Source organism: Paenibacillus favisporus (genome assembly GCF_040545415.1).
Lineage (GTDB): Bacteria > Bacillota > Bacilli > Paenibacillales > Paenibacillaceae > Paenibacillus_AQ > Paenibacillus_AQ favisporus.
In genome coordinates this window covers 147258-170789 of sequence record NZ_JBEPLV010000006.1, presented here as the reverse complement: position 1 = coordinate 170789, position 23532 = coordinate 147258, and the positions used below count along the sequence as shown (strand labels likewise).

The 23532-nt window shown below is 46.8% G+C and carries 22 protein-coding genes; 5 read left to right on the top strand and 17 right to left on the bottom strand.

What is annotated here, in order from left to right; all coding sequences use genetic code 11:
* Positions 1-3: 3 nt before the first annotated feature.
* The 5 genes from ABID47_RS24775 to ABID47_RS24755 all read right to left on the bottom strand — a co-directional run bounded on the left by ABID47_RS24775 (position 4) and on the right by ABID47_RS24755 (position 4751).
* Entirely contained in the window at positions 4-1935 is a 1932-nt protein-coding gene (locus ABID47_RS24775; RefSeq protein ID WP_354500723.1) for a fructose-1,6-bisphosphatase, read from the bottom strand.
* A gap of 289 nt (positions 1936-2224) precedes the next feature.
* Positions 2225-3115: an alpha/beta fold hydrolase gene (locus ABID47_RS24770; protein WP_354501210.1), complete on the bottom strand. Its 891-nt coding sequence runs from the start codon at positions 3113-3115 to the stop codon at positions 2225-2227.
* Between the two features lie 32 nt (positions 3116-3147).
* Complete coding sequence (locus tag ABID47_RS24765; protein ID WP_354500721.1) at positions 3148-3762, bottom strand: DUF2239 family protein; 615 nt, start codon at positions 3760-3762, stop codon at positions 3148-3150.
* 169 nt (positions 3763-3931) lie between these two features.
* A complete protein-coding gene (locus ABID47_RS24760; RefSeq protein ID WP_354500719.1) occupies positions 3932-4207 on the bottom strand; it encodes a hypothetical protein in 276 nt (91 codons plus the stop codon).
* Between the two features lie 94 nt (positions 4208-4301).
* Complete coding sequence (locus tag ABID47_RS24755; RefSeq protein ID WP_354500717.1) at positions 4302-4751, bottom strand: MerR family transcriptional regulator; 450 nt, start codon at positions 4749-4751, stop codon at positions 4302-4304.
* 173 nt (positions 4752-4924) lie between these two features.
* Between ABID47_RS24755 and ABID47_RS24750 the strand changes: the two genes are divergently transcribed.
* A complete protein-coding gene (locus tag ABID47_RS24750) occupies positions 4925-5776 on the top strand; it encodes an aldo/keto reductase (RefSeq protein ID WP_354500715.1) in 852 nt (283 codons plus the stop codon).
* A gap of 172 nt (positions 5777-5948) precedes the next feature.
* On the opposite strand, the gene ABID47_RS24745 is transcribed toward ABID47_RS24750, so the two are convergent.
* Together ABID47_RS24745 and ABID47_RS24740 are read right to left on the bottom strand one after the other, a co-directional pair.
* On the bottom strand, positions 5949-6485 hold the full coding sequence (locus ABID47_RS24745) for a dihydrofolate reductase family protein (RefSeq protein ID WP_354500713.1): 537 nt from the start codon (positions 6483-6485) through the stop codon (positions 5949-5951).
* Positions 6486-6606: 121 nt separating this feature from the next.
* Positions 6607-7536: a DMT family transporter gene (locus ABID47_RS24740; protein WP_354500711.1), complete on the bottom strand. Its 930-nt coding sequence runs from the start codon at positions 7534-7536 to the stop codon at positions 6607-6609.
* A gap of 117 nt (positions 7537-7653) precedes the next feature.
* On the opposite strand from ABID47_RS24740, the gene ABID47_RS24735 reads away from it, so the two are divergent.
* Complete coding sequence (locus ABID47_RS24735; protein ID WP_354500709.1) at positions 7654-8553, top strand: LysR family transcriptional regulator; 900 nt, start codon at positions 7654-7656, stop codon at positions 8551-8553.
* A 270-nt stretch (positions 8554-8823) separates the two neighbouring features.
* Here ABID47_RS24735 and ABID47_RS24730 read toward each other — a convergent pair whose 3' ends face one another.
* Positions 8824-9402, bottom strand: coding sequence for a TetR/AcrR family transcriptional regulator (locus tag ABID47_RS24730; RefSeq protein WP_354500707.1), 579 nt, complete (start codon positions 9400-9402; stop codon positions 8824-8826).
* Between the two features lie 119 nt (positions 9403-9521).
* On the opposite strand from ABID47_RS24730, the gene ABID47_RS24725 reads away from it, so the two are divergent.
* The 3 genes from ABID47_RS24725 (at position 9522) to ABID47_RS24715 (ending at position 11444) form a co-directional block, all read left to right on the top strand.
* A complete protein-coding gene (locus ABID47_RS24725; RefSeq protein ID WP_354500705.1) occupies positions 9522-10532 on the top strand; it encodes an NADP-dependent oxidoreductase in 1011 nt (336 codons plus the stop codon).
* 2 nt (positions 10533-10534) lie between these two features.
* Entirely contained in the window at positions 10535-10834 is a 300-nt protein-coding gene (locus ABID47_RS24720; RefSeq protein WP_354500703.1) for a putative quinol monooxygenase, read from the top strand.
* Between the two features lie 205 nt (positions 10835-11039).
* On the top strand, positions 11040-11444 hold the full coding sequence (locus ABID47_RS24715; protein ID WP_354500701.1) for a VOC family protein: 405 nt from the start codon (positions 11040-11042) through the stop codon (positions 11442-11444).
* Between the two features lie 75 nt (positions 11445-11519).
* Here ABID47_RS24715 and ABID47_RS24710 read toward each other — a convergent pair whose 3' ends face one another.
* From ABID47_RS24710 to ABID47_RS24670, 9 genes are all read right to left on the bottom strand, one after another.
* A complete protein-coding gene (locus ABID47_RS24710; RefSeq protein ID WP_354500699.1) occupies positions 11520-13760 on the bottom strand; it encodes a helix-turn-helix transcriptional regulator in 2241 nt (746 codons plus the stop codon).
* 104 nt (positions 13761-13864) lie between these two features.
* Positions 13865-15499: an extracellular solute-binding protein gene (locus tag ABID47_RS24705; protein WP_354500697.1), complete on the bottom strand. Its 1635-nt coding sequence runs from the start codon at positions 15497-15499 to the stop codon at positions 13865-13867.
* Between the two features lie 29 nt (positions 15500-15528).
* Positions 15529-16440, bottom strand: coding sequence for a carbohydrate ABC transporter permease (locus tag ABID47_RS24700; RefSeq protein ID WP_251678646.1), 912 nt, complete (start codon positions 16438-16440; stop codon positions 15529-15531).
* Positions 16441-16451: 11 nt separating this feature from the next.
* Positions 16452-17384, bottom strand: a complete 933-nt coding sequence (locus ABID47_RS24695) for an ABC transporter permease (protein WP_076176627.1) — start codon at positions 17382-17384, stop codon at positions 16452-16454.
* Positions 17385-17816: 432 nt separating this feature from the next.
* A complete protein-coding gene (locus ABID47_RS24690; protein WP_354500695.1) occupies positions 17817-18341 on the bottom strand; it encodes a hypothetical protein in 525 nt (174 codons plus the stop codon).
* A 25-nt stretch (positions 18342-18366) separates the two neighbouring features.
* Positions 18367-18786 (bottom strand): hypothetical protein, encoded by a 420-nt coding sequence (locus ABID47_RS24685; protein WP_354500693.1) that lies wholly within the window; start codon positions 18784-18786, stop codon positions 18367-18369.
* Positions 18787-19391: 605 nt separating this feature from the next.
* Complete coding sequence (locus tag ABID47_RS24680) at positions 19392-20930, bottom strand: UvrD-helicase domain-containing protein (protein WP_354500691.1); 1539 nt, start codon at positions 20928-20930, stop codon at positions 19392-19394.
* Positions 20911-22686, bottom strand: coding sequence for an ATP-dependent nuclease (locus ABID47_RS24675; RefSeq protein WP_354500689.1), 1776 nt, complete (start codon positions 22684-22686; stop codon positions 20911-20913). The genes ABID47_RS24680 and ABID47_RS24675 overlap by 20 nt, the downstream gene beginning before the upstream one ends.
* A gap of 94 nt (positions 22687-22780) precedes the next feature.
* The gene (locus ABID47_RS24670) at positions 22781-23503 is read right to left on the bottom strand and encodes a nuclease-related domain-containing protein (protein ID WP_354500687.1); all 723 of its coding nucleotides are present in this window, start codon (positions 23501-23503) and stop codon (positions 22781-22783) included.
* Between the last annotated feature and the right edge of the window lie 29 nt (positions 23504-23532).

The window sequence follows — 23532 nt, the reverse complement described above, 5'->3', positions numbered from 1 at the left end:
GCTTCATTTCATATAGCGATATTCCAGGAGATTCTTCAAATTGGATATTTTCTGCTGCAGCTTCTCCCCGACGTTGGTTTCCCTCACCAGCTTCCGCTCCAGTTCTTTGTCCACCAGTCTTTTGACAGACAATACGTCCGTCCCGTTACATAACACATCTTCTCTGGAATTGAATTTCTGATGGGCGACGAGCTGCATGCCAAAAGAATTATACAGCAACGTATACCCGGCAATGCCGGTTGTAGACTGATAAGCTTTGGAAAAACCGCCGTCGATGACGACCATTTTCCCGCCCGCTTTAACCGGGTTCTCTCCACGAATTTCTCTAACCGGCGTGTGGCCGTTGATGATATGTCCATGATCCGGATTCAGCCCGAAATCCAGCAGGATTTTCCGGCAAATCTCCTCATGTTCACGCAAATGGTAGTAAGGGTTCTTTCTCTCCTTATGGGTTTCTTTATCTTGGATAAAGTACCGCTCAAAGGTGGTCATTTCTCTTTTTCCAAAGAGCGAGGAGCACTCCCCTGTCCAGATGTACCACACCATATCCGTAGCCAGATCGTCCGTCTCTTCCGGATGCGCAAAGGCGTAACGTAAATAATATTCAAAAACATCGAGCAGCTGACGGCCTGAATACAGTTGATCTTCGATCTGCATTTCTTCCATATTTCCTTCTTCGTCCAAAGGAATACAGCCGTGGATTAACAAATTCCCGTTGTATTTTAAATAAAGGCTGCCCTTTTTCATCAGAAAATTCATATGTCTCGCCAGCTTTTCGGAATGCTGAACGGAGAACAGCAGCTTCTCCAGCACCTGCTGCTCCTCCTCTAACAATTGTTCAGGCTGCTCCGGGTTTACAGTAGCGAAACAGGTGTTTTCCAGCGGGTAAGTTTTCCCGCCAATGTTGATTTCATTGTTGTCGTAATCGATCTTCTCCAGCAAAAGCCTTTCAGACATATTGAAGTAAGGGCGTCTCTTGATAATCGGGATTTCAAGCTTAAACTGGATCATGGCAATGGCTTGATGAATTTTGGTAATCTGCACAATTTCCGACTCTGATACGTTGTGGTCCGCCTGCAGCTTCGGTCTGAAGACCGGATTGTCATCATAGTACTTCTCCGCCAAGTTCAGCAGTGGACGAAGATTGATTCCGTATACGTCTTCGATGATGTCCAGATTGTCGTATCTGGCGCAGATCCGGATAATATTCGCAAGGCAGACCAGGGAACCCGAATAGGCGCCGATCCACAGGGCATCATGGTTCCCCCACTGGATGTCTACTGAATGGTAGTTGATCAGGGTGTCCATAATTTTATCCGGTTCCGGCCCGCGGTCATAAATATCTCCGACCACATGAAGATGGTCAACCACCAGGCGCTGGGTCGTATAAGCAAGGCCGATAATGAGCTTGTCCGCCTGTCCCAGGGAGATAATTTGCCGGTATATTTCCTCATAATAAGGATCTTTATTGTGGGTCAAATCCGTTTTGTATAGAAGCTCTTCGACAATATATACAAACCGCTCCGGCAGAGCTTTACGCAATTTCGAGCGCGTGTATTTGGAAGAGGCATAAGAAATGAGCTTAAGCATGTGTTCGATCGTTTGTCGATACCACCGGTTCAAGGCTTGTTTATTGCACAGATCTCCTTTAACCAGCTGAATTTTTTCTTCCGGATAATATACTAATGCCGCAAAATCACTGATTTCTTGATCCGTCCATTCCTCACGGAACAAATCTTTGATTTTCTCTTTGACGGTACCCGAACCGTTCCTGAGCACATGCTGAAAAGCCTGGAACTCTCCATGCAAATCACTGACAAAATGCTCGGTTCCCTTGGGGAGGTTGGAGATTGCTTCAAGGTTGATGATCTCGGTGATCACTTTTTCTTCCGTATCATATTGCTGGGCCAATAAATCTAAAAACTGCGCATCCAAAACAGAGGTCCCCCTTCAAGGAAAAATGATGATGTATAAGATTTTTTAAGCTGGCGGCGTACCGTTATGCTTAGTGTAGACAATAAAAGGAAAAACATGACGGTTTCCTTGTTCCCTTGGTATTATGCTAACAGCTTCGCCTTTGGTGAATCAAATTTGCATGAAAAAGAAATAGACCGCCCTTTACAAAGGTTTACGGTCTATCTCTTGTGATCAGCACTGCGTCCCTGAGCCTGCACAGCCCTCTGGGCACCGCGGACTCCGGTTGGTCGCTCTTCAGGAACGCGTGTCAATTGCGGCGAGCCGTCCGCTCTATGCCATCAGCGATTTCTTCGTACAGTTGATGCGGCAAGTCGTGCCCCATGCCATCAACCAACATGAGCTCGGCGCCAGGAATGGCTGAAGCCGTGTCTTCGCCACACGCCGGGAGGAACATGGGATCGTCCACCCCATGAATGACAAGTGCGGGTACTTTGATCATTGCCAGCCGTGGACGACGGTCACCAGAGACAGCGATCGCAGCAATTTGTCGTCCGACACTGCCTGGATCGTAGGCTCGCTGGACTTCCTCCAGAATGAGCGCCCGATAAGCGTCCTCTTCAAACGGATAGCCAGTACCGGCAATGCGTTTAGCAAAAGAGAGGCTGTGCGCCAAAAATCCTGTTTCATCCTCAAAGGGGTTCGGCGCCGGTTGAGTCATCATCGCCATGACATCCGGGGAAGTTGGCGGAAGGGCGGGATTACCGGAACTGGACATGATGGAAGTGAGTGATAAAACCCGGTCAGGGTACTCACTGGCAGCAATCTGGGCGATCATTCCGCCCATCGACCTGCCAACGAAATGTGCCCGGTCAATGGAAAGGGCGTCGAGCAGTCCGATAGCATCGTTGGCCATGTCGTCGAGAGTGTAAGGAATGTCCGGACGCTGTCCCGACATGAGAGCAGCCGCCAGTGCGTTAAAATCCAGCGTCTGGTAATGGCTAAAGTGTGTCGAGCAACCCACGTCGCGATTGTCAAAGCGGATCACCCGAAAGCCCCGCGCTGCCAATAGTTCACAAAACGGAACCGTCCATCGTATCATCTGGGTTCCAAGCCCGGCGATTAAGATGATCGCCTCGTCATTTTCGTTGCCAAAACTGTCATAGGCCAAATCCATGCCGTTGACTTTCAAAGTGTTCATCATCATGTTCTCCTCCATCCACATGCTTTCATTCAGACGCTCTCTTCAAGGAATGCATTAGCGGATAATTTTTTGATATGGTCTCTGATATCAGGTGCCCAGTCATCGATAACGTGGTAAAAACGATCCACATCTCCAGCATACAGTGCCCGCAGCGCTTCCTCGTAATGATGAAAGTTCCCTGCCATGGCTGTCATAAAGTGATATGTCGCTTCTTGGGACTCTCGTCTTTTGCTCTGTTCTCCACCAGCATGGCGAGCTTCATCAATGAGTTTTCGTAATGTTACCGAAGCCCCTCCAGGTTGACTCTTGAGCCATTCCCAATGCCGCGGCAATAACGTAACCTCACCGGATACAACCCCCAGCTTGGGTCGGCCGACCCGCCGTGCAGGCTGATGATCCACTTTCGTATCGGGAGGCAAGTCACCGAACTGTTCTCCTAATCGATCGAGCACGTCGTCTGTCTTCCCGTGAAAATCAACATCGATTTGCTTCCCCGAGGTATCGTCAAATATAAGCAGCTGTGTGAGGTCCCTGTCATCCAGAGTATCTTTTACCGTAGAAACGACGTGCTGTAACGAACCACTGGCGACGACTCTCACGCCCAAAAATGCCGTGCAGTAAAATCGCGTTAGGTCATTTCCCATGCCTCTATCTCCTTCTCTGATTTCTTCACCAATTATACCCGGTTAAAAATAGTTAAGTCAATATTACCCGGATAAAATAAATTTTGTCGCTCGCCCTGGTCGTTTATCCAAATACAAAGAAACCAAGAAAGGTCAAACTCCCTTCTTGGCTTTATCCATTTTTTAAGCATTATCTGGTTTCAGATTTCAACTTATCAATATATTCTTTTCCCTCTAGCAGGGAAAGGCCTAAAGTTTCTCTTGCTTTTTTAATGGCTTTTACGTCTTCACCCTCTTTTATCAACTGACGAAGTTCATCATTTATTGGATTTTCAGGCAGTCCCGATTGTTGGGTTAACTGGTTTATGGTATATTGCATTCCTTTTATACGCCCTTCTAATTTACTCACCTTAGCCCATAAATTTATGATGATCAGGAGAGATATGATGATTAGAATATATTCCATTTCCGAATTAAACCTCCAAACTTTATGGTTGATCTGTAGAACTACCCATTTTCTACCCTTCGATTAACGCCTTTGACCCGCTCACGAATATCTCTTATGCCTTCTGAACCGAAGGCGAGTAAAATACGTCGCCATGCATATGCTGAATGTTGTCCCAGTTGCCTGGATTGGTCGTGTCTGGAGAGCGGTGCTCCAGAATGGCCTGATAGAGTTCCGTTTTTTGTTCCAAATGGGCAATGTGCCGCTGGGCTTCTTCGAGCTTAACGCGCGCGGCTTCTTTATGTTCCATGATGAGTTTGTAGCGCTGCGGAATAGACGAGTCCCCTTCGAGACAGAGATCGATGTACGTTTTGATGACTTCAATCGGCATCCCGGATTGCTTAAGGCATTTGACGCCAAGCAGCCAGTTGATCGATTCTTCGTCGAACATCCGAATGTTGTTTTTATCGCGCTGTACGCTCGGCACCAGACCTTTATCCGTGTAAAAGCGCACGGCGTGCTCGGTAAGTCCCGTGATCAAGGCGGCTTCTTTGACCGTATGCATGGTAATCCCCCTTGGAAAATAAATTTTTGATAGAGGCTTGCCTTCGTGTTACACGAAGGTAGTAGGCTTATTGTAAAGCAAACCGGCCCTAAGCGGAAGCCCCGCTGAGGTGCCCGATTTCCGGGATTCACGGCCGTTTGCGGTTTTACACTTAACCCATGGGAGGAATTACAATGCAAACCGTGACTTTAAATAACGGAGTACAAATGCCGATCATCGGCTTCGGTGTCTACCAAATTCCCGATGCAGAAGAATGCGAGAATGCGGTATATGAAGCGCTGATGGCCGGTTACCGCCTGATCGACACAGCTTCCGGGTATCTGAATGAGGAAGCAGTCGGACGCGCGATTAAGCGCAGCGGCGTACCGCGTGAGGAGCTGTTCATCACAACCAAGCTCTGGGTTCAGGATGCTGGCTACGAGAGCGCCAAACTGGCTTTTGCCAAATCCCTGAAAAAGCTGCAGCTCGACTATCTCGATTTGTACCTGATTCACCAGCCGTTTGGCGATTACTACGGCGCTTGGCGAGCGATGGAGGACCTGTACCGCGAAGGCAAAATCAAGGCGATTGGGGTCAGCAACTTCCTGCCCGACCGTCTGATGGACCTTATCGTGCATAACGAAATCGTGCCCGCCGTCAATCAGATCGAAACGCACCCGTTCTACCACCAGATCGAGAGCGCCGCTTTTATGAAAGAACAGGGGGTACAGCACCAGTCGTGGTCACCGTTCGCTGAAGGACGTAACAATCTGTTTAGCAACGAAGTGCTGATCTCGATCGCGGAAAAATACAACAAGTCCGTCGCCCAGGTCGTGCTGCGCTGGCTTGTTCAGCGTGAAGTTGTTGTCATTCCCAAATCGGTGAAAAAAGAACGTATCGTCGAAAATTTCAACATTTTCGATTTTGAGTTGAGCGCGGACGATATCGAACAAATTTCCACCCTCGATACGAGAGAAAGTCTTTTCTTATCGTACCGCGATCCGGAAGTCGCCAAAATGATGGGCAACTGGAAAATCGATCTGTAACCCTTAGTTTAGACTCCCCTCTACCGCCACTACACTACAAAAGCCAAGAAGGTGATGTTCACCCTCTTGGCTTTTCCCATTCCTCGAAACAAGGGGTCCTCTGACTGCCGCTACAGCCGGAGAACCCCTATGAAAGTAACGTGCCCTTTAGGCCGCTGAGTCAACCGCATAACTAAGCTGGAACGTAGGTCAACCGGATCACCTTCTCGCCAATTCGATCGCTTGCCACGAGGCGCAGCGGCGGCCGCGGACCGGCGAAGAACGGCTTGCCGTGACCCAGCACGACTGGATGGAGATAGAGTCGATACTCATCAACGAGACCGAGCTCCGTTAGACTGTGGGCCAACTCCGGCCCGGCAACTTCAATCTCCCCTTCATGCTGAGCCTTCAGCCCACGTATGGCCGCTGCGAGGTCGCCCTCGATCAGAGAAGCGTTCGGACCGACGGACTTTAACGTCCTCGACACCACCCACTTCGGTTTGCTTTGCCACGCCGCTGCGTATTCCCGTTCCGGCGCATCCCATTCCAAATGGTCTTCGTCCCAATACCGCATGGTCTCGTACATGCGGCGCCCGTACAGGCAGCCCGCCAGGCCGCGCACGTCGTCGATGAAATGACGGAATAGCACGGGGTCGGGCTGAAATGCCGGGTGGTCGTGGTCGACGAATCCGTCCAGAGACTGGTTCAATGCGAAAACGATCTTTGCCATGCGACTGACTCTCCTCCCTGGTTTTCTCGCACATTCATCATCAAGAGTACATGTTTCATATGCAGCCTCCTTTATGTCTGCATTTTATCATCCAACAGCATGTCCGGTTTCTCATGGATTGCTAATGTGCACAGTCCTGGCCTGACCGAATACATACCGGTTTCGTTCTGGCTTTTCCCGATCGGATGAGGTTAGCGGACAGCAGCATCCCCGTGATCACGATAACACCGCCAACCATCTGGGAGACCAGTAATGCCTGACCCGTCATCACAGACAGGATCGCCGTGAAAATCGGCATCAGATTCATCGTAATCGCGGCTTTGCCCGGTCCAAGCGCCTTGACTCCCTGGTTCCAGAACAGGAACGAACCGATGGATGGGAACAAACCCAGATAGATGACCCCGGTAATACCGATTGCAGTGATATGCCCGGTTTGCAAAGGCTGCATAAACAGCAGTGGAACCATACAAATGACACCGATCAAGGCTGTAAAGGCTACAAAAGTAATCGGGGGCAGATGCTGCGCCCTTTTGTTGACAATGGAATAGATGGCCCACAGGAACACGGCTACGAGCAAAATGCCATCTCCTTGGTTATAATGCGTGCTGAATACGCCAAGGAGGTGTCCCTTCGTCAATACCGTTAATACGCCCAGGAAAGATAAGACGAGTCCCACTCCCTGCCACACCGAAATCTTGTCCTTCAGGAACAACAGCGACAACAAGATCATAACTGCCGGAGTCAAGCTGTTGATCAGACTGCCGTTTGTCGATGAAGTATGCTGAAGTGCTGTATAGGTAAGCAGCGTGTAGAACACAACGCCTACTAGTGAAAAGAATAATAGAAGACCCCAGTTATTTTTCCACACCTTCAGCCAATTGGGTTTCTCCACCAGCTGGGCCATCGGGATTAATACGACAGCTGCAATCGCCCAGCGCAGGAAGGAAGCCCAGACCGGTGGGAAATCGGCCGTAACCGCTTTGCCGAAGATCAAATTCCCTGCCCAGAACAGATTAGCCAATACTAGAAAAAGCCATGCTCTAGCTTTCATTACCAAACACCTCTCCCCACTCTATTCCAAGTCTTTCTCTTGTTCTATAGTCATGTTACAATAACCCTTAACATAAATAAAATGAATATAAGTCATAAGGGAGATATCAAATTTGGTATGAATAAATCACTTCTTCAATTGATTGTTGCGATCTCGGAGACCCGAAGCTTTACGTCCGCCGGGGAAAAGATGAACATGACACAGCCTGCCGTCAGCCGTGCGGTCACCGCTCTGGAACGCGAGCTTGGAGTAACGCTGCTGATTAGAGACCGACGTCTGGGCGTTGCCCTCACACCCGTTGGAGAACGAATTGTGCGGATCTTTCGCGAGATTCTTCAAGGGTATGATAAGGTCGACCAGGAAATCGCCAGCGAAAAGGGAATGGAAACCGGCAGCGTCCGAATCGGCGCATTCCCGGTTGCCGCTTCTTATTTTGTTCCGAAGATCATCAGCCATATCAAACAACAATATCCAAAGCTCGAATTCAGCATTCTTGAAGGGACCATTGCGGACATACAGGAATGGCTGGATAACAGGGTCATCGATGTCGGGTTTGTTATCCCCTCGGATAAAACGACTCACTCTCATCCACTATACCGGGAAGGCATTTATGCCGTGATGAGAGATGATCACCCTTTAAGCGAAAAGTCCATCATCAGCCCGGAAGATTTGCGGGAGGAGCCTATGCTGATCTGCAAAGCCGGTTACGAGCCTCCTGTCCTGCAATGGTTCGACAGTGCCGGGGAAGAGCCTAATATTAAGTACATTCTCTACAACTACAGAACGGCTCTTCAAATGATTGCTGCAGGCGAAGGCTTGGCCGTCATGTCTGAGCTGTCCCTGTTGGACCTGCCTTCTGGCCTCATCCTCAAACGCATCTCACCAGCAGCCTACCGGGATATTCACATCGTCTCCGGTCCTGTGGAGGACTGTACCATTGCGGTCAAAACCTTTATCGAGACCGCTCAGGAGTTGTTTTCCATTCAGGCTGAGTATGAACCCTTGATTAAACTATAGGGTTTTGTCAATTTCCACAAAAATTTTAAAAAGAGATCAAAACGGCAGGCCACCGCTCCGGCTTTCTTTTCCGGACTTCGGCGGCCTGTCGTCTTGCAGTTTAGTTTTTGGCTATATTGCGGTATTGGATCGGCGTAGGTTAACGCAGCAGACGGCAGCCGATTTGGCCGGCTGCCGTCGTGTCATGATGGAGCTATGGTTTCCTGTTAGTTCCATCTTTTGCAAGCAAACCACAAGATCGTTGAGCTGCAGCCCCCTATTAGGGTAGCACTAATTTAGCTGCGCCCCGAAGTTGCTGCTCGATCGATCCGTCAAGATCGCGCTCGCGATAATACGGAAGAGATGCTCAGCCCGTGGCGCTGACGAGGGCTGGTTGCTAAGCCACGCAAGCGCAGCAGCTAGCGAGAACAGGTCATCCCCATCCATGTCGGTACGCGCCAGACCTTCGGCCTGAGCACGAGTGAGAAGTCGCGTGCCTGCCGTGCGCATCGTGATGCACGACGCGTGGAGTGCGGACTCCGGGTCCTCCTTGGCTGCCATCATCACGTCCACAACACCTTGATAGTTGCCCGTAAATGTAACGACGTCGCGTAGCCACGATACGAGTGCATCATCGGGTGAACTCGCAGTTTCGAGCTCACGTGCCTTTGTCGTAAACTCGTCGAAGCTTGAGCGGAGCAAAGCTTCGAGCAGCGCCTCTCTCGTCGGGAAATGACGATACAGCGTGCCTAGCCCGACACCAGCTCTGCGAGCGATATCGCGCAGCGATGCATCGACACCGTGCTCGGTTACAACGACGTTCGCGACTTCGAGTATGTGCTCATAGTTTTTCATTGCATCGGCTCGCATAGAATTCCTCCTTGACAATCGGAGCAGTGCTCCGTATAGTTATAAACGGAACAGTGATCCGATTATACGGAGCACTGCTCTGGTAAGTATAACTCATCTACATGAAAGGAGAAAGCAAGATGTCTATAGATACAATGAAGGCGATTCGTTTGCATGAATTCGGCGGCCCTGAGGTGCTGCGTTACGAGGAGGCGCCGCTTCCCGAGCTGAAGCCAGGTGAGGTGCTTGTGCGCGTTCACGCGGTTGGCATGAATCCCCCCGACTGGTACTTGCGTGACGGGTATAAGTCGCTTCCTCCTGAGTGGCGGCCGCCTGTGCCCTTTCCCATCATTCTGGGGTCGGACGTGTCGGGCGTCGTCGAGGCGGTAGCCACGGATGTGAAGGATTTCTCCGTCGGCGATGAAGTTTTCGGCATGGTTCGCTTTCCCAGCTTTGGGGAGAGCGCTGCTTATGCCGAGTACGTCGCCGCGCCAGCGTCGGACCTTGCACTCAAGCCAGCTGGCATCGATCACGTGCACGCTGCTGGGGCGCCGATGGCTGGCCTCACCGCGTGGCAGTTTTTGATCGATCTGGGGCACAATGAACCGAACCCGCTTCAACCGGAGATGCATCGCCCGGTGCCGCTGGACGGCAAGACGGTGCTCGTCAATGGTGCTGCGGGCGGCGTGGGGCACTTCGCGGTACAACTGGCCAAATGGAAGGGTGCGCACGTCATCGCGGTGGCATCGGGGTCGCATGAGTCGTTCCTGCGTGAGCTCGGTGCCGACGAATTCATCGACTACACCAAGAGCCTTCCCGAGGACGTCGTGCATGACATGGATCTCGTCCTTGATACCCTCGGCGGTCCGACCACCGGTCGTTTCTTGCGTACGCTCAAGCGTGGCGGCGCTTTGTTCCCCGTGTTCCTAGGCTTCTCCGATGCCGATGAGGCCGCGAAACTGGGTGTAACGGTATCGATGACCCAAGTGCGCTCAAACGGCCCGCAGCTGGCGGAATTAGGGCGCTTGCTTGATGCCGGGACGGTTCGCGCCGCTATCGACAGCACGTTTCCACTTGCCGATGCTCGCAAGGCGCATGAACGTGCAGCCGGTGGGCACATTCAAGGCAAGATTGTGCTCACGGTCGTGTAACCATGATTATACTCATGGGTTACGTTCACCTAAATCCGTCTGATGTGAATGAGTTTACTGCAGACGTTCAGTCCGTCGTTTCCAGCACGAGAGCTGAAAAGGGATGTCTCTTTTATGCCTTTACTACGGAAGATGCGCGCGCCGGACGCATGCTGACGGTCCAGCGGTGGCAAGATCAAGAATCGCTGTCGGCCCATGTTGAAAGACATGAGTCGGCGCCGTTTTTAAATAAATGGGGAAACAGAATGAGAATGGACATACTAAAATACGATATCACGAACGAGCGCTCGTTCATGGAATAAAAGCCCAATCGGCTCAATGAACATAACTCCACTGCCGTTAGTTCAAAAAACGAATGTTAAAACGCTACTGACATACTGTTGTCAGTAGCGTTTTTTTATACTCGGAGTATGTAACCGTAAGGAATGGGAGATCAATACGAAGGTTTATGACCCAAAATGATAATATACGGTTCTGTATCATGGATTATAGGAAGGATGGTATTTCATGAATTTTGCTTCTGTACGCATCATTACCGACGACGTGGATCGTCTTGTCGGGTTTTATGAGAAAGTCATGGGCGTGTCGGCGGAACGCCCCGCGCCCGTATTCGCCGAAATCGTTGGGTCATCGTGTACTCTGGCGATCGGCCACTCCCAGACGGTGCAGCTGTTCGGCGCTGGTTCCGCCGTGGCGGCCGACAATCACACGGTCATCCTCGAGTTCCGTGTCGACGATGTCGACGCCGAATACGAGCGCTTGAAGCCGTTTGTCAACGAGTGGGTCAAGGAGCCAACCACAATGCCGTGGGGGAACCGTGCTGTGCTGTTTCGGGATCCCGACGGCAACCTGATTAACCTTTTCACGCCAGTGACGGAGGAAGCGATCAAACGGTTCAGCGGCAGGTCGTAAACGGATAGTTGAAGTGAGTGAGACGATAAAGAGACCAGAGACCATAGCAATGAGCTAAGGTCTCTTTATTTTATCTCACCGGCATTCCGCCGACTCCGCATACTCATCAGGCTTGATGCCTTCATACCGCGCAAAGGCGCGTTTGAAGGAATACACATTCTCGTAGCCCACCGTGCGCGCGACGTGATCGATGCCGCAGCTTCGCTCCCGCAGCAGTTCTTTTGCCTTCTCCATGCGCAGACGGCATACATAATCATAGAAGTTGATGCCGGTCACCTCTTTGAATATTTTGGACACCTTCGATAGGGACATATGATACATCTCCGCCAGCTGCTTTAACGAAATGTCCGCGCTCGAATAGTTGTCATTCACATATTGCAGCAGTTCGGTGCCGGCCGACACGGCCGAAGACGTGTTGGCATACCGCTTCCGCTCGCAAATGAGCGTGCCGACTTCAAACATATAGCTCCACATGTCCTCGATGTTCGCCGCTTTGGCCCGGCTGCAAAACTGCTTCGTGTAGATATCCGTATCCAGATTCAGCTCATGCAGCACCCGCAGCATCGTCTCCATCAACAGGGAGAGCAGCCGGCTCACGCTGGCCTCGGCCAGCTCGCGCTTGTCGTTCTCGGCATGGATTTCATGCAGAATTTGCAGGGACGTATCCAGGTTTCCGATCTTGAGGTTATTGATGAGCTGCACTTCCCAATCCGTCGGATAATAGTAATCGACGCCGGCCTGCATCGTCTCCTCCTGCAGCACCTGAAAATGCTCACGCGAGAATATGGTGTAGCGCAGTCTTTCATTGGCCGTGTAATACGATTTGCTGATGCCGACCAGCCCTTGCTCAACCCCTCCGTATAAAATATCGGGATGAAATCCGCTCAGCCGCTCGATTTCGCCGGCCATTTCGGCAGCGATACGCTCGAGCATATCATCGTCTCCAAACGGCTGCCCGGAGGACACGATCATCGCCTTGTCTGCGTTCGTAACCTCGAACAGCGCATAGTCCAGCCCGTAACGGCTCATCGCTTTTTCCACGATCACCATCATCAGCATTTCGATCTTCCGGATTTTCTCGAAGTCGGAAAAGTCGCGAATGGCGTGGAAGCTGACCAGCATCGTGCAGTAATACATGTCCTCGGTATAAGCGATCCCCAGTTTGCCCAGCTCATTTTTCTGCTGATCGTCCATAAAATATCCCTTGAGCAGACGAAGATACAAATTCGACTTGGCAGCATTTTCGTAATCCTGCATCGATTGCTGAAGCTTGCGGTTTTCGTGCAGCAGCCGGTCGAACGATTTTTCGATAAAATTGTATTCGGAACCCGTCACCTTGCCGCTTCGGGAATCCTCCACCCGCGCCGCGGCGCTCAGCTTGCTCAGCAGAGCCCCGAGAGGACGGTAACTGATTTTGGCCAGCAGATAAGCCATTAACGCGCCAATAACGATGGATATCAGGATGGCCGCCAGCGAGCTGAACAAATTGCCGATGCCGATGACGCTGCTGTCCGTGTAGGAGATCGCATACTGCACATCACTGGCCTCCGACGACAAATGAATGGGGTAGGAAGCCGCACCGCCGCGGGCTGCCGGATCATTTCGGACTTGGCTGTAAATCAGCGCATCCCGGGACGTCATGACGATCTCCTGCGATTCAATCCCTCCAAACCGGTGCATATACTCTGAAAAGTAAGCGCTATCAATAAACAATACTAAAACCGCACGCGGATGATTCACCACCTCCAGGCTTTGCAGTACCGGAATCACGCGTTTATCGCTGCCCCACAGCTTCATGCTGACCGGAGGCATCATGGTAAAATACTGCTGCTGCGCAAAGGAGCTCTGCAGCTGCTGCTCGGCAGCTTCGTCGAATGCGACAATCGATTGAAAAAATTCCTTCAGCGGGAACATTCCCCACGAAGTCATCGCCTTCTGCTGCTCCGGAAACACCACCATGCCAAACGAGAGAATCCCCTGCGAACTCACGCTGTTGCCGAGACTGGTGCGAATGTCCAGCATCTTGGTAATATCGAATTCCTGATCGTATACATTCGTATCCTGCATCAGCTTCTTCACCCAGGATTCGTTGCTCAGCGTTTTGCCCAAGGTCTTGAGCTCATTCAGTTTATTATCCACCAGATCGGCGATCCGCTTGGCGTCCAAAGCATGTTCCTCATGCTGCCGGCGTTTCTCCTCGACGATGTTCCGCTGCACGTTTAATGCACTGAACACAATAATCGGGATGATCAAAATCGCGGTATAAGACAACAGAATTTTACGAAACGTGCCGCTTCCGAAGCTGCCATTGCGCACAGACTACCCCTCCCCCATTAGATAAGCAAAAACAGGAAAACAGCAGAGCCTCCAAAGCGAAATGGAGCCTGCTATTTTCCAAAGTCATACGGTTACAGTCAACGTTACTGGATGCTGTTGTATCTGTCGAGCAGTTGCTGATCGATTTCAAGCAGCTGGTCCAGCCCCAGCTTTTTCAGATCGGCCATATATTGATCCCAGTTGTCGAGCGATTTTTGCCCCAAAGCCAGCTTGGTTGCAAGCTCCGTGGAATACGTGTTCAGATTGGTCAAAATTTTCGTTTTCGCTTCCAGCTGCTGATCGTCGGGAATCGCCAAATAGTTGTCGTTCATATTGACGAAATACGGCTTGTATTTCAGAATATTGATCTCATTGTCGGCTTTGTATTTCGGTACGCCGGACAGCTCAAATTCGAGGTTCGCGAACTGAACCCGCGGGAACACCGTATCGCCGAACAACCGGAGCCCGGGGACCTGGCCCGTTTTGGCCAGCTCTTCGTCCGAGGCATTGTTGATGAATACATTCGCTCCGCTCTCATCCTTTTTATAGGTTTGTCCTTCGATTCCCCAATACAGAAGTTCGGCGTACTTATCCGAATAGATCGTGTCAAAATACTTGATCGCCGCTTCTACGTTTTTGCTGTCTTTCGTAATCGCGTATTTCTGCCACACCAGAAACGGCGGCTCAATTTGGGCTGCGGGCGCAATACCGTCTACCGCTTGCAGCGGCATGAGCGGAAGATATTCCCCGCCTCCTTTGATCGTCGGCTCCAGATACGTCTCCAGATTGTAATCTCCTGTGGAAGCAACCTGGTTCTCCGTCATCTTCTGCTGCTTCTGCTCCCCTGTCGCCCCGATCAGGCTTGTGTCGAGCACGCCTTCCTTCACCAGCTGCTGCAGGTAGCGGAAGTAATCCTTGATGCCGTCCTGGTACCACGGGGATACCACCTTCTTGTTCTCCACATCCACGGAAGAAATGCTGGTTCCCAGCCCGAACCACTGCGCGATCGGTCCCGAGAAAGCACCCGGATCGTAGACGAGCACCTCATCCTTTTGCCCGTTGCCGTTGGCGTCTTTATCGCGCATCGTCTTCAGCGTTTGTAAGTATTCCTCCGCACTTGTCGGAACCGGAAGGCTCAGCTTATCGAGCCAATCCTTGCGGAGGAGCATCGTTAAGGAGACCGGAGCCGGATCGGTGCCTTGATACGTCTTTTTGTGCAGATCGCTGAACCAGTACATTTTCCCGTCCGACGTCGTTGTCGTCTTTTTCGCATATGGGAACTCCTGCTCATACATCTTCTTGATGTTCCCGTTGCTGTACTTCTCGATCAGCGGATTCAGGTCCAGCAGCACGCCCTGCTTCGCCAGATTGAGCACCGTCGTATTGTCCAGCGCCGAAATGTTGACGATATCCGGAAGGTTGGAGCCGGACGCCATGCGCGTTTTGATGACGACGTTATACTGCTCGTTCGGAACGAGCTCGTAATCGAGCTGCAGGTTCGCATCGGTCAGCAGCTTGTCGACTTCCTTCCAGACTGGGTACTTCTCCCTGTCCTCGAATTTGATGAATTTGTTCGAACCGGTCGGCCCGAGAAGCTTCAGCTTGGCGGACTGCTGCCCGGCCGGGGCGTTGCTGTCAGCTTCTTCTAGTTTGCCGTCTCCCCCGCTGCAAGCGGTTACAGAAGCGATGAGAACAACGGCGACGATGGCAGACATGAACGGTTTTTTCCTTTTTTTCATACAACTCTTCCCCCTTCGGATGGCCTAGCCTATTCCTTTAATGAACCCAGCAGCGCTCCCTTGATGAAATACTTCTGAAAGAACGGATATGTAAAAATGACGGGTAACGTCGTAAAGACGATGATGGCGTATTTCAGTTGGATGTTCGAGAGCATGTTGGCGACCGCATTTTTCGCATCCTCCATCGACAGCATCTTCAAATCGACCGACTGCTGGACCACGACCCGGTACAGGTACATTTGCAGCGGATGCAGCTTCTCATTCGGCAAATACACCAGCGCGTCGAACCAACTGTTCCAGATACCCACGACCGAATAAATGGCGATGACCGCCAGGATCGGCTTGGATATCGGGATAATGACCCTGAACAGCAGCTGCAAATGGGAAGCGCCGTCGATAAAGGCCGACTCCTTCAGCCCGTCCGGAATGTTGGCAAAGAACGTCCGCACCAGGATGATATTCCAAATGCTGACCATCCCCGGAATGATGACCGCGAACATCGTGTCATACAGTCCAAGCTTGTTCACCAGCAGGTAGGACGGAATGAGGCCGCCTCCAAAATACATCGGGATCAGCAGGTACGACACGACCCATTTCCTGCCCATCAGATTGCGAACGGTGAGCGGATAGGCGCCGAGCACGGCCGTCAGACAGTTTAAAATCGTACCCGCACTCACATAGATCAACGTATTGGAATAAGCCCACCACATTTTCGTATCGCTGACGATCAGCTTGTACGAATCGAGGAACAATCCTTTCGGATACCAGAACACATTCATGGCCGCGACTTCCGTCGGATTGCTGATGGACATAATGATCACGAAATAAAAAGGATACAGCGTGATTAAGCAAAGGGCGAGCGCCAGCGCATACAACACGACGTCGACGACAACCGAGCCTTGCTTGATGGTGTTCGGATTTCTTTTGACCAAGGCGGCCATGGGACTCCCCCTTACCATAAGGCGTAATCGGAATATTTACGGCTGAGCGTATTGGCTGTGTACAGCAGTGTGAAATTGATGATCGAGATAAACAGTCCCACGGCCGTTCCTGCGCTGAAATTGCCGCCCAGCAGGCCGTCGCGGTATAAGTACGTGCCGATGACGTCGGCCGTCTCGTACACCATCGGGTTATAGATGAGCAAAATAAACTCGCTGTTGGCCGACAGCAAATTGCCAATCGCAAAAATCAGCAGGATAAAAATCGTCGGCCGGATGGCCGGCAGCGTAATATGGAGCATTTGCTTGAAGCGGTTGGCCCCGTCCATCTTCGCGGCTTCGTATTGATGCGGGTCCACGGAGGACATGGCGGCCAAATATAAAATGCTGCTCCACCCAAACGACTTCCAAATGCTCGTAATCGTATAAATCGCCGGAAAATACCCCGGCTCCGTATTCAGCGCCACCGGCGTGCCGCCGAACAGCTTGACGATGGCGTTCACGATGCCGTCCGTATTGATAAAAGACAGCACCATCCCCGCCACGACCACATTCGAAATAAAATGGGGCAAATAGCTTGCCGTCTGCACGTATTTTTTAAATACGCCGCTTTTCAGTTCATTGAGCAGCAGCGCAAACAGGATCGGCACCCAGAAGCCAAACACCAGAAAATAAAAGCTGAGCAAAAACGTGTTCCGCATCAATCGCCCGAAATACGGGCCGTTAAAGAAGTCGATGAAATGCTGAAAGCCGACCCAATCGGTTCCGTGCAGGGATAGAAACGGTTTGCCCGGGTAGTAATTCTGAAACGCGATCAGAATCCCGTACATCGGAATGTAGCTGAAAATAAAAATGTGAACCAGAACGGGAAGCATTATTAAGTACAGCTGGAGGTTGTCACGCACTCGAAAAGATTTTCGCTGATTCGGCTGACGAATGGCTCTCATGATCTTCCCCTTCCCTGATGATCTCGACGGAACTTGCAGGCCCGCTTCCGCATGGACTCATGATATGCCGAGCCCCGGATTTCAGGCAAGCAACATTTTTTGATGGGGTGAGCAATATTTTCGGGGGTGGGGGGGGGGTAAGCGGGAAGGGGGTGTTGGGGTTAGGTGCACGATGTAGGATGGTTTGAGGCAAGCATGCAGCATCGGATTTTAAGCAAGTCGCATTTTTTGATTGGTTGCGCAATGTTTGCGAGGGGTTGGTTTTGTTGCCAGATTATAAAGAGAATAAACCTGATATGTTCCATGCCCAAACGGAGAGAAGCCGAAAGAAATTACCCGCATTCTCTGCTTCTAAAAAATAAAAATGCGCCCTACGGGGCGCATTCTTTTCGATTAATACTTTTATTGGCGGGCCATTCATCTTCCTAAATATTAAGGGGTTACAATTTCAACTCCATTTACATACCAAGAATCCGAGTCACCACTTTTAGTTTTCAAATCCATCACAGCATATAAACCATTGGCTTTTTCCCAGTAAACTAGAGCTTGTGACTCATCTGGATTTATAAGTACAGCTGGCATATAATCGCCAACGTCAAGATTATTTTTTCTATCCTCACTATAAAAAGCGTCTAAAAAAGAAGATCGTTCTTGATTGGAAAAGGAAGATAACTTCTCATGAAGTTGAGTAAAATCTATAAATGTCCATTTTGACAAATCTTCATCTTTGACATTGGTTGCAAAAGCCTTTCCACCTTCGCTCTCTAATATTATATCCCGCCCTTTGGTCCATGACTCTGTTAATCGATTTTGAACTTCTTTTGCCCGATCTTGGTGTTCAGAACTTATAGTTGGAAAAAGAGTAGAAATTGTATTACTTGCATATACACTCGTGCCAGTTATTAAAACTAGAATTACAACTGTAAGGATTATAAATTTGCTTTTCATTTTTCTCATTTATTACACTCCTTCTTAAAAATAGTTAATTTAAGTAAAAACTTTCTTCTCCAGCGTCAGTCCAATCACTACCATTCCAATAGTAGCCTCCTACTCGACCTGCCCATGTCATTGTATACAGACCTGACTGACTGTGGGTCTTACTTGTAATAAGAGCAGTAGCAGATTTATCAAGATAGTAATTAGTACTTTCAGCTTGCTTCGATCCAAGAAAGGTACCGTCTCTATATAATTCATAATATGCCCTAATTGTACCTGGTACAAAATCGTGACCAGCAAAAACAGTAACTCCGCCTTCTAAATAGCCACTGGTTTCCCACATACTAGCACTTGCACTCGCTCCCGAACCCGCTGATACCGATGAAACTGAAGTCAACATGCCACCAATTATTGCTAGTGATAGAATACCATAGATTTTAATCTTTAACTTTCTTGATGTCTTCATTCAAATTCCTCCTTAAATCAAATTGTAATTTTATTACATATTTTATTATATATTACTTAAATTTAAATTTCCATAAATTTTGGCAATTATTATATTTATACCAATATGAACCCAATTATTTGAATATAATGAAAAAATTTAGTTTCTTAGTAGTTAAAGCACAATTTATTCCCGTTAGATATAAGATCGAGGTCCGGGATTCGAGCGTATTTTACCAATATATGTGTTATAATGCCATATTCTGTGGTTCCTTACCTGCTCAGATCATCCATATTAGTGAACTAGAGAACGGAGAAAAAGCGCCATCTTTGCTGATGATTACTTCATTAGCAAGAGCGCTTTAGGTTAAAGCTTCGGTTTTGGCTGAGGGCATAAGAGGAAACTGGAGGAATAATAGGTTGTTCCACTTAGAGAATCTTCTAAGATAGGTATAAGACATCTATCTCGGAAAATAGGCGTTAAGGCGATGTTAACAAATAAGTAAGTTTGTGCGCTTTCCACCAATTTCTTTTAGTTCTTCCTAGAAACTCGTCTAACTTAAAATTTCAAAGAATTGGGTAGCGCTCATATTGTTCTCTAAATTGGAATTATCAAGCAAAATTCCATCATAATTCATTGTCAATGTACCTAAACAACCTGCTAGAATCACTTAAACCATATGTCAAAGCAGTGCTTAGTACATGATCATGGTATTCTGTTGTATCGATCATCATTATAAATTTTTCTTTTGCTCTTGTTACACAGACATAATGATTCTGTACATCATCATTATTATGAATATTATAATAACGAGCGAAACTAATTACCTGATCAAATTCTAATCCTTTTGATGCGTAGACCGTCATAACTTTGTGTTTTTTTTCCATCATCTGAAAAGCCATTTCATATTGTGGATCACAAACACTTTGGCAAAATTTTGTTACTTCATCTGGTCCAACTGTTATTCCTAAGTAACTAGCAAGGTTACTAATTGTTTCTTCTATTTTTGTCACAACTAAATTGTCTGCCTTTTTCAAACTGCTAATGATCTTATTGATTTCAACCCTAGTCTGTGGTCTTTCGTCAACCCCTATTTTTTCCATAAAATCATAAATGGTATAAGTCGTGTTTTTAGCGAACATACCCAGCTCTTTTAGAAGATAGCCATTCGGTAATCCCTCATCAATAGGGGTTCTGGGAATAAACACAAAATCGTAGCCATTACTATTTAATAATTCGACAATTCTCTTTGCATGATTATTAACATTGGAGATAATCGTCACTTCTTTATTTAGATTGATAGTATTTTCATCAATTAAATTTGATAATATTTTTGGGATATTAGTAAATGTTCTAGATGGATATTTTATCAAGATAACATTATTAACCATATTATCTTGATTTTCATAATATCGTGTATTATGAAATAAATTTGCGTAATTCTCGATTTCTTTATGACATCTAAAATTTGTCACCAACTCATAACTGTTAAAGCTCTCTCTTGCTAAAATTTCAAAGATGTTACTCACAGCTCCACGCCACAAATAAATTGCCTGCTTTGCATCACCCACTATGAAAATTTTTATATTTAGCTCATTTTTTAAATACATAAAGAATTGGTGCATATCTTTATCTGAATCTTGGTATTCATCTATAAAAAGAGTAGCATATTTAGATTTAATATATTCTTGAGCCGCTACTGACCTTTTTATTATGGCAAGAGCAAGTTTAAATTTAAAATTATTCTTATTGTCATTAAAAGATCCAAGAATATTTTTTGATTTGAGTTGCTCTAAACCTTGTGTAGCAACCGTAAATTTATACTGGTTTCCGTATTCAACAGAAAAATCACCAGAAAAGTCTGGGCCAAACGCATCTTTAAGAAATGGTCTCGTTATTTCATTCTCTATAAATGAATCATTTGTCATAACTACAAATGGTTTCTTTATTGACTGCTGAGCTTTCCTTTTTATTTCATCCGTTGCCTTAACTGTAAACGTAATAGCTGCTATAGTTCTGTGATCTGTTAATTGGTCTAATTCAATACACATCTTTTTAACCATTATCGTAGTTTTCCCAGAACCAGCGCTAGCTGAGACTAATATGCTATTATCGTCTTTTAAAATGTTATCCCTTGCCTCCTGATCAACCAATTTCGATCTCATCTGACACCAACTTTCTTAATGCTTCAAATAAAGGATGCTTAATAACACTCAAACAATCTTTTTTTGATAATTGATTTGTTAGTTCAATCATATTAATCAATTTATGATCTTGTAGATATTTAATTGGTTCAGAACCTAGTACTGTCTCCATCTTTTGACCAATTACATCGTATAAGTCATGCTCTAGATCAATTTTTGATAAATAAATATCATTATCTTTTAATAAATTAATTTGAGTTTCATATTCTCTATATAGTTCCAGTTTTTTCTCTTTAATCATTTGATCTTTTTCACTTGGTTTGTAAACCTTTTTTCCTTGCTTATTTTCTCTGAAGTAATTAATTTCAACCGCTTCTAAAGAGACTTCATTATCTTTATTGCCTTCCAGAAGATTCAAGCACCTTTGGATACCTATTAAATCAAATTTTGTAGGCTGATTTCTTTTTGACTTCAGATCATTATCCGTTTTAACAATCACAGCAATATTCAAACCACGCAGCACTTTTACGTATGGCTTAAATTTAATTCCACTAACATCTAATATAAAGCCGCCGTTTAATTCATAAGTGGGATGAACTTCCTCTAATACTTTTTCAAATAGTACTTTTTCCGAAGGCCCTTCTACTAACAAGACTTTATCTGCAAATAAGGCTATTGCCAAGGAGCGATTCAGCTCTTTTTTTACATTTTTATACTCATTATCTACACGATAAATATAAGATTCACAAGTAGTACCACTGTGTGAATAAACCCTAATTAAGGAAGCGTTATCCATTTCGTAAAGTAATTCTGATGAATGCGTTGATAAGAAAAAATAATTATAAACTTTTGAGCTAAACAATTGTTTGGATAAGGCAATTTGCATCGATCTATGTAAACTATTTTCTGGCTCTTCAATTAAATAAATAATGATTTTGTTTCCTTCTTGTAACTGTATTAAGTGATTTAATAAAGAGTATGCTAATATTTTTTTTCTGCCATCACCTGAAGTTGGATAAATATTTTCATCATTGTCCCTTTTAATATAAGGAATTAAATTATTGAAATACCCATTAATGGAGAGTTCCGATTTCATCTCAATACTTATACGCTCGTTTTTCAACTTCTTATATTCATCAGTAATAGTCGACTGAAAAGTTTGAATTACACTCATGCTACTTATTTTATTGTTTAATGTTGTAGCCAGTTCTTTTATTTCATTCGATATAGAAATATCCGAATCATCTAATTTAGCCTGGTTAAATAACCTATTACGGTTCTTAGAAAAGGTCTTTTCCAAATCTATAGTAGGGTCGACATATACAACCTTGAATAGATTATCAAGACTGCTGAATATCCCATTTTGATTGATTTCTATTAACTCCTCCAATTTATTTCCCCAGTAAATTTTAGGAATACCAACATCTTCGCTTTTATCGTAAACACCTTCAATTTGAAAATAGAACTTATTTAACTCATCACTAGATCTCGCTCCACCAACTTTAGAAATAATATGTTTTGAATCATCATTGTGAGTTCGATCCGACAAGTCAACTCCTAATGTAATTTTAATGCTCACTTCCGTGTTGTTTTTATAATAATCCGATGCCTTGAACCCATTTTTCCTTACTTCTTTATCTAATAAAAATCTTAGTGCAAACATAAAATTGGTTTTACCAACGTCATTCATTCCAAATATAACATTTTGATTCGTTAAACTTACTATTACCTTTTCGAAATTCCGAAAGTTCTCTATCTCTAAACTTGTAAGCTTCAAAAAACTCTCCCCTAAGTATTATTTTTTTATCTAAAAAGAATCATTTTACAAAAAATACTTTTTTGTACAATGTCTTAATCTTAATTGCTGTGCTTTATCTCGTTACTCTTTTTTTCTTCCCCACACTCCCCGCCTTTTCCACATGTTCTGCCCGAATCTTCGGATCAGTAATATTCGCATCACTCAGCGCCTGATAAATCTTCTGGATATCCGAATCCGTCAGAACCATATCAGCCTTCTCCGCCTGAATTCGGTTCATTTTACGTTGGATATATTCAGACAGCTCCACATCATACACAATCAGTTCGTCCGACTGAATTTTTCTCAACTCAGGATCTACACTGAACCGACAACGCATCGTAAACGAAACAAGCGAGATGTATCGGCTGCCTTGGTAGTCGGAGAGGTAACTCTTAATCGCTTGAATATGGCCATAATTTTGCATAAACGGATTGTACATCTTAAAACGGTTGCTTACAGTCCATGACTTATCCTCACGCGTTCCCTTAATCTCTCCGTTGTAGTTCTTGGTCTCGATGACAAATAAACCTTGCGGGGTGATCACCACATGGTCGATCTGCGAATACCCCGTACGCGATTTCGGATTGGTTACCAATAAATCACTCAAATACTTGCATCCTTTAGGGAGTTGATCTAGCTGGATATTAATTTTATGCTCACCGAGCTCTCCAATTCGAGTCGGTTGAACTTTAGGCTTCGTGCTGCTTCCAGATGGTTTGGGGTTACTCTTTGCTTGTGCTTGATTCTTCTTTGGCGCTTCAGAGGATTTAAACATGGATGTTAATTTTTTCAACATACAAAAGCTCCATTCTTATGTATTGGGGT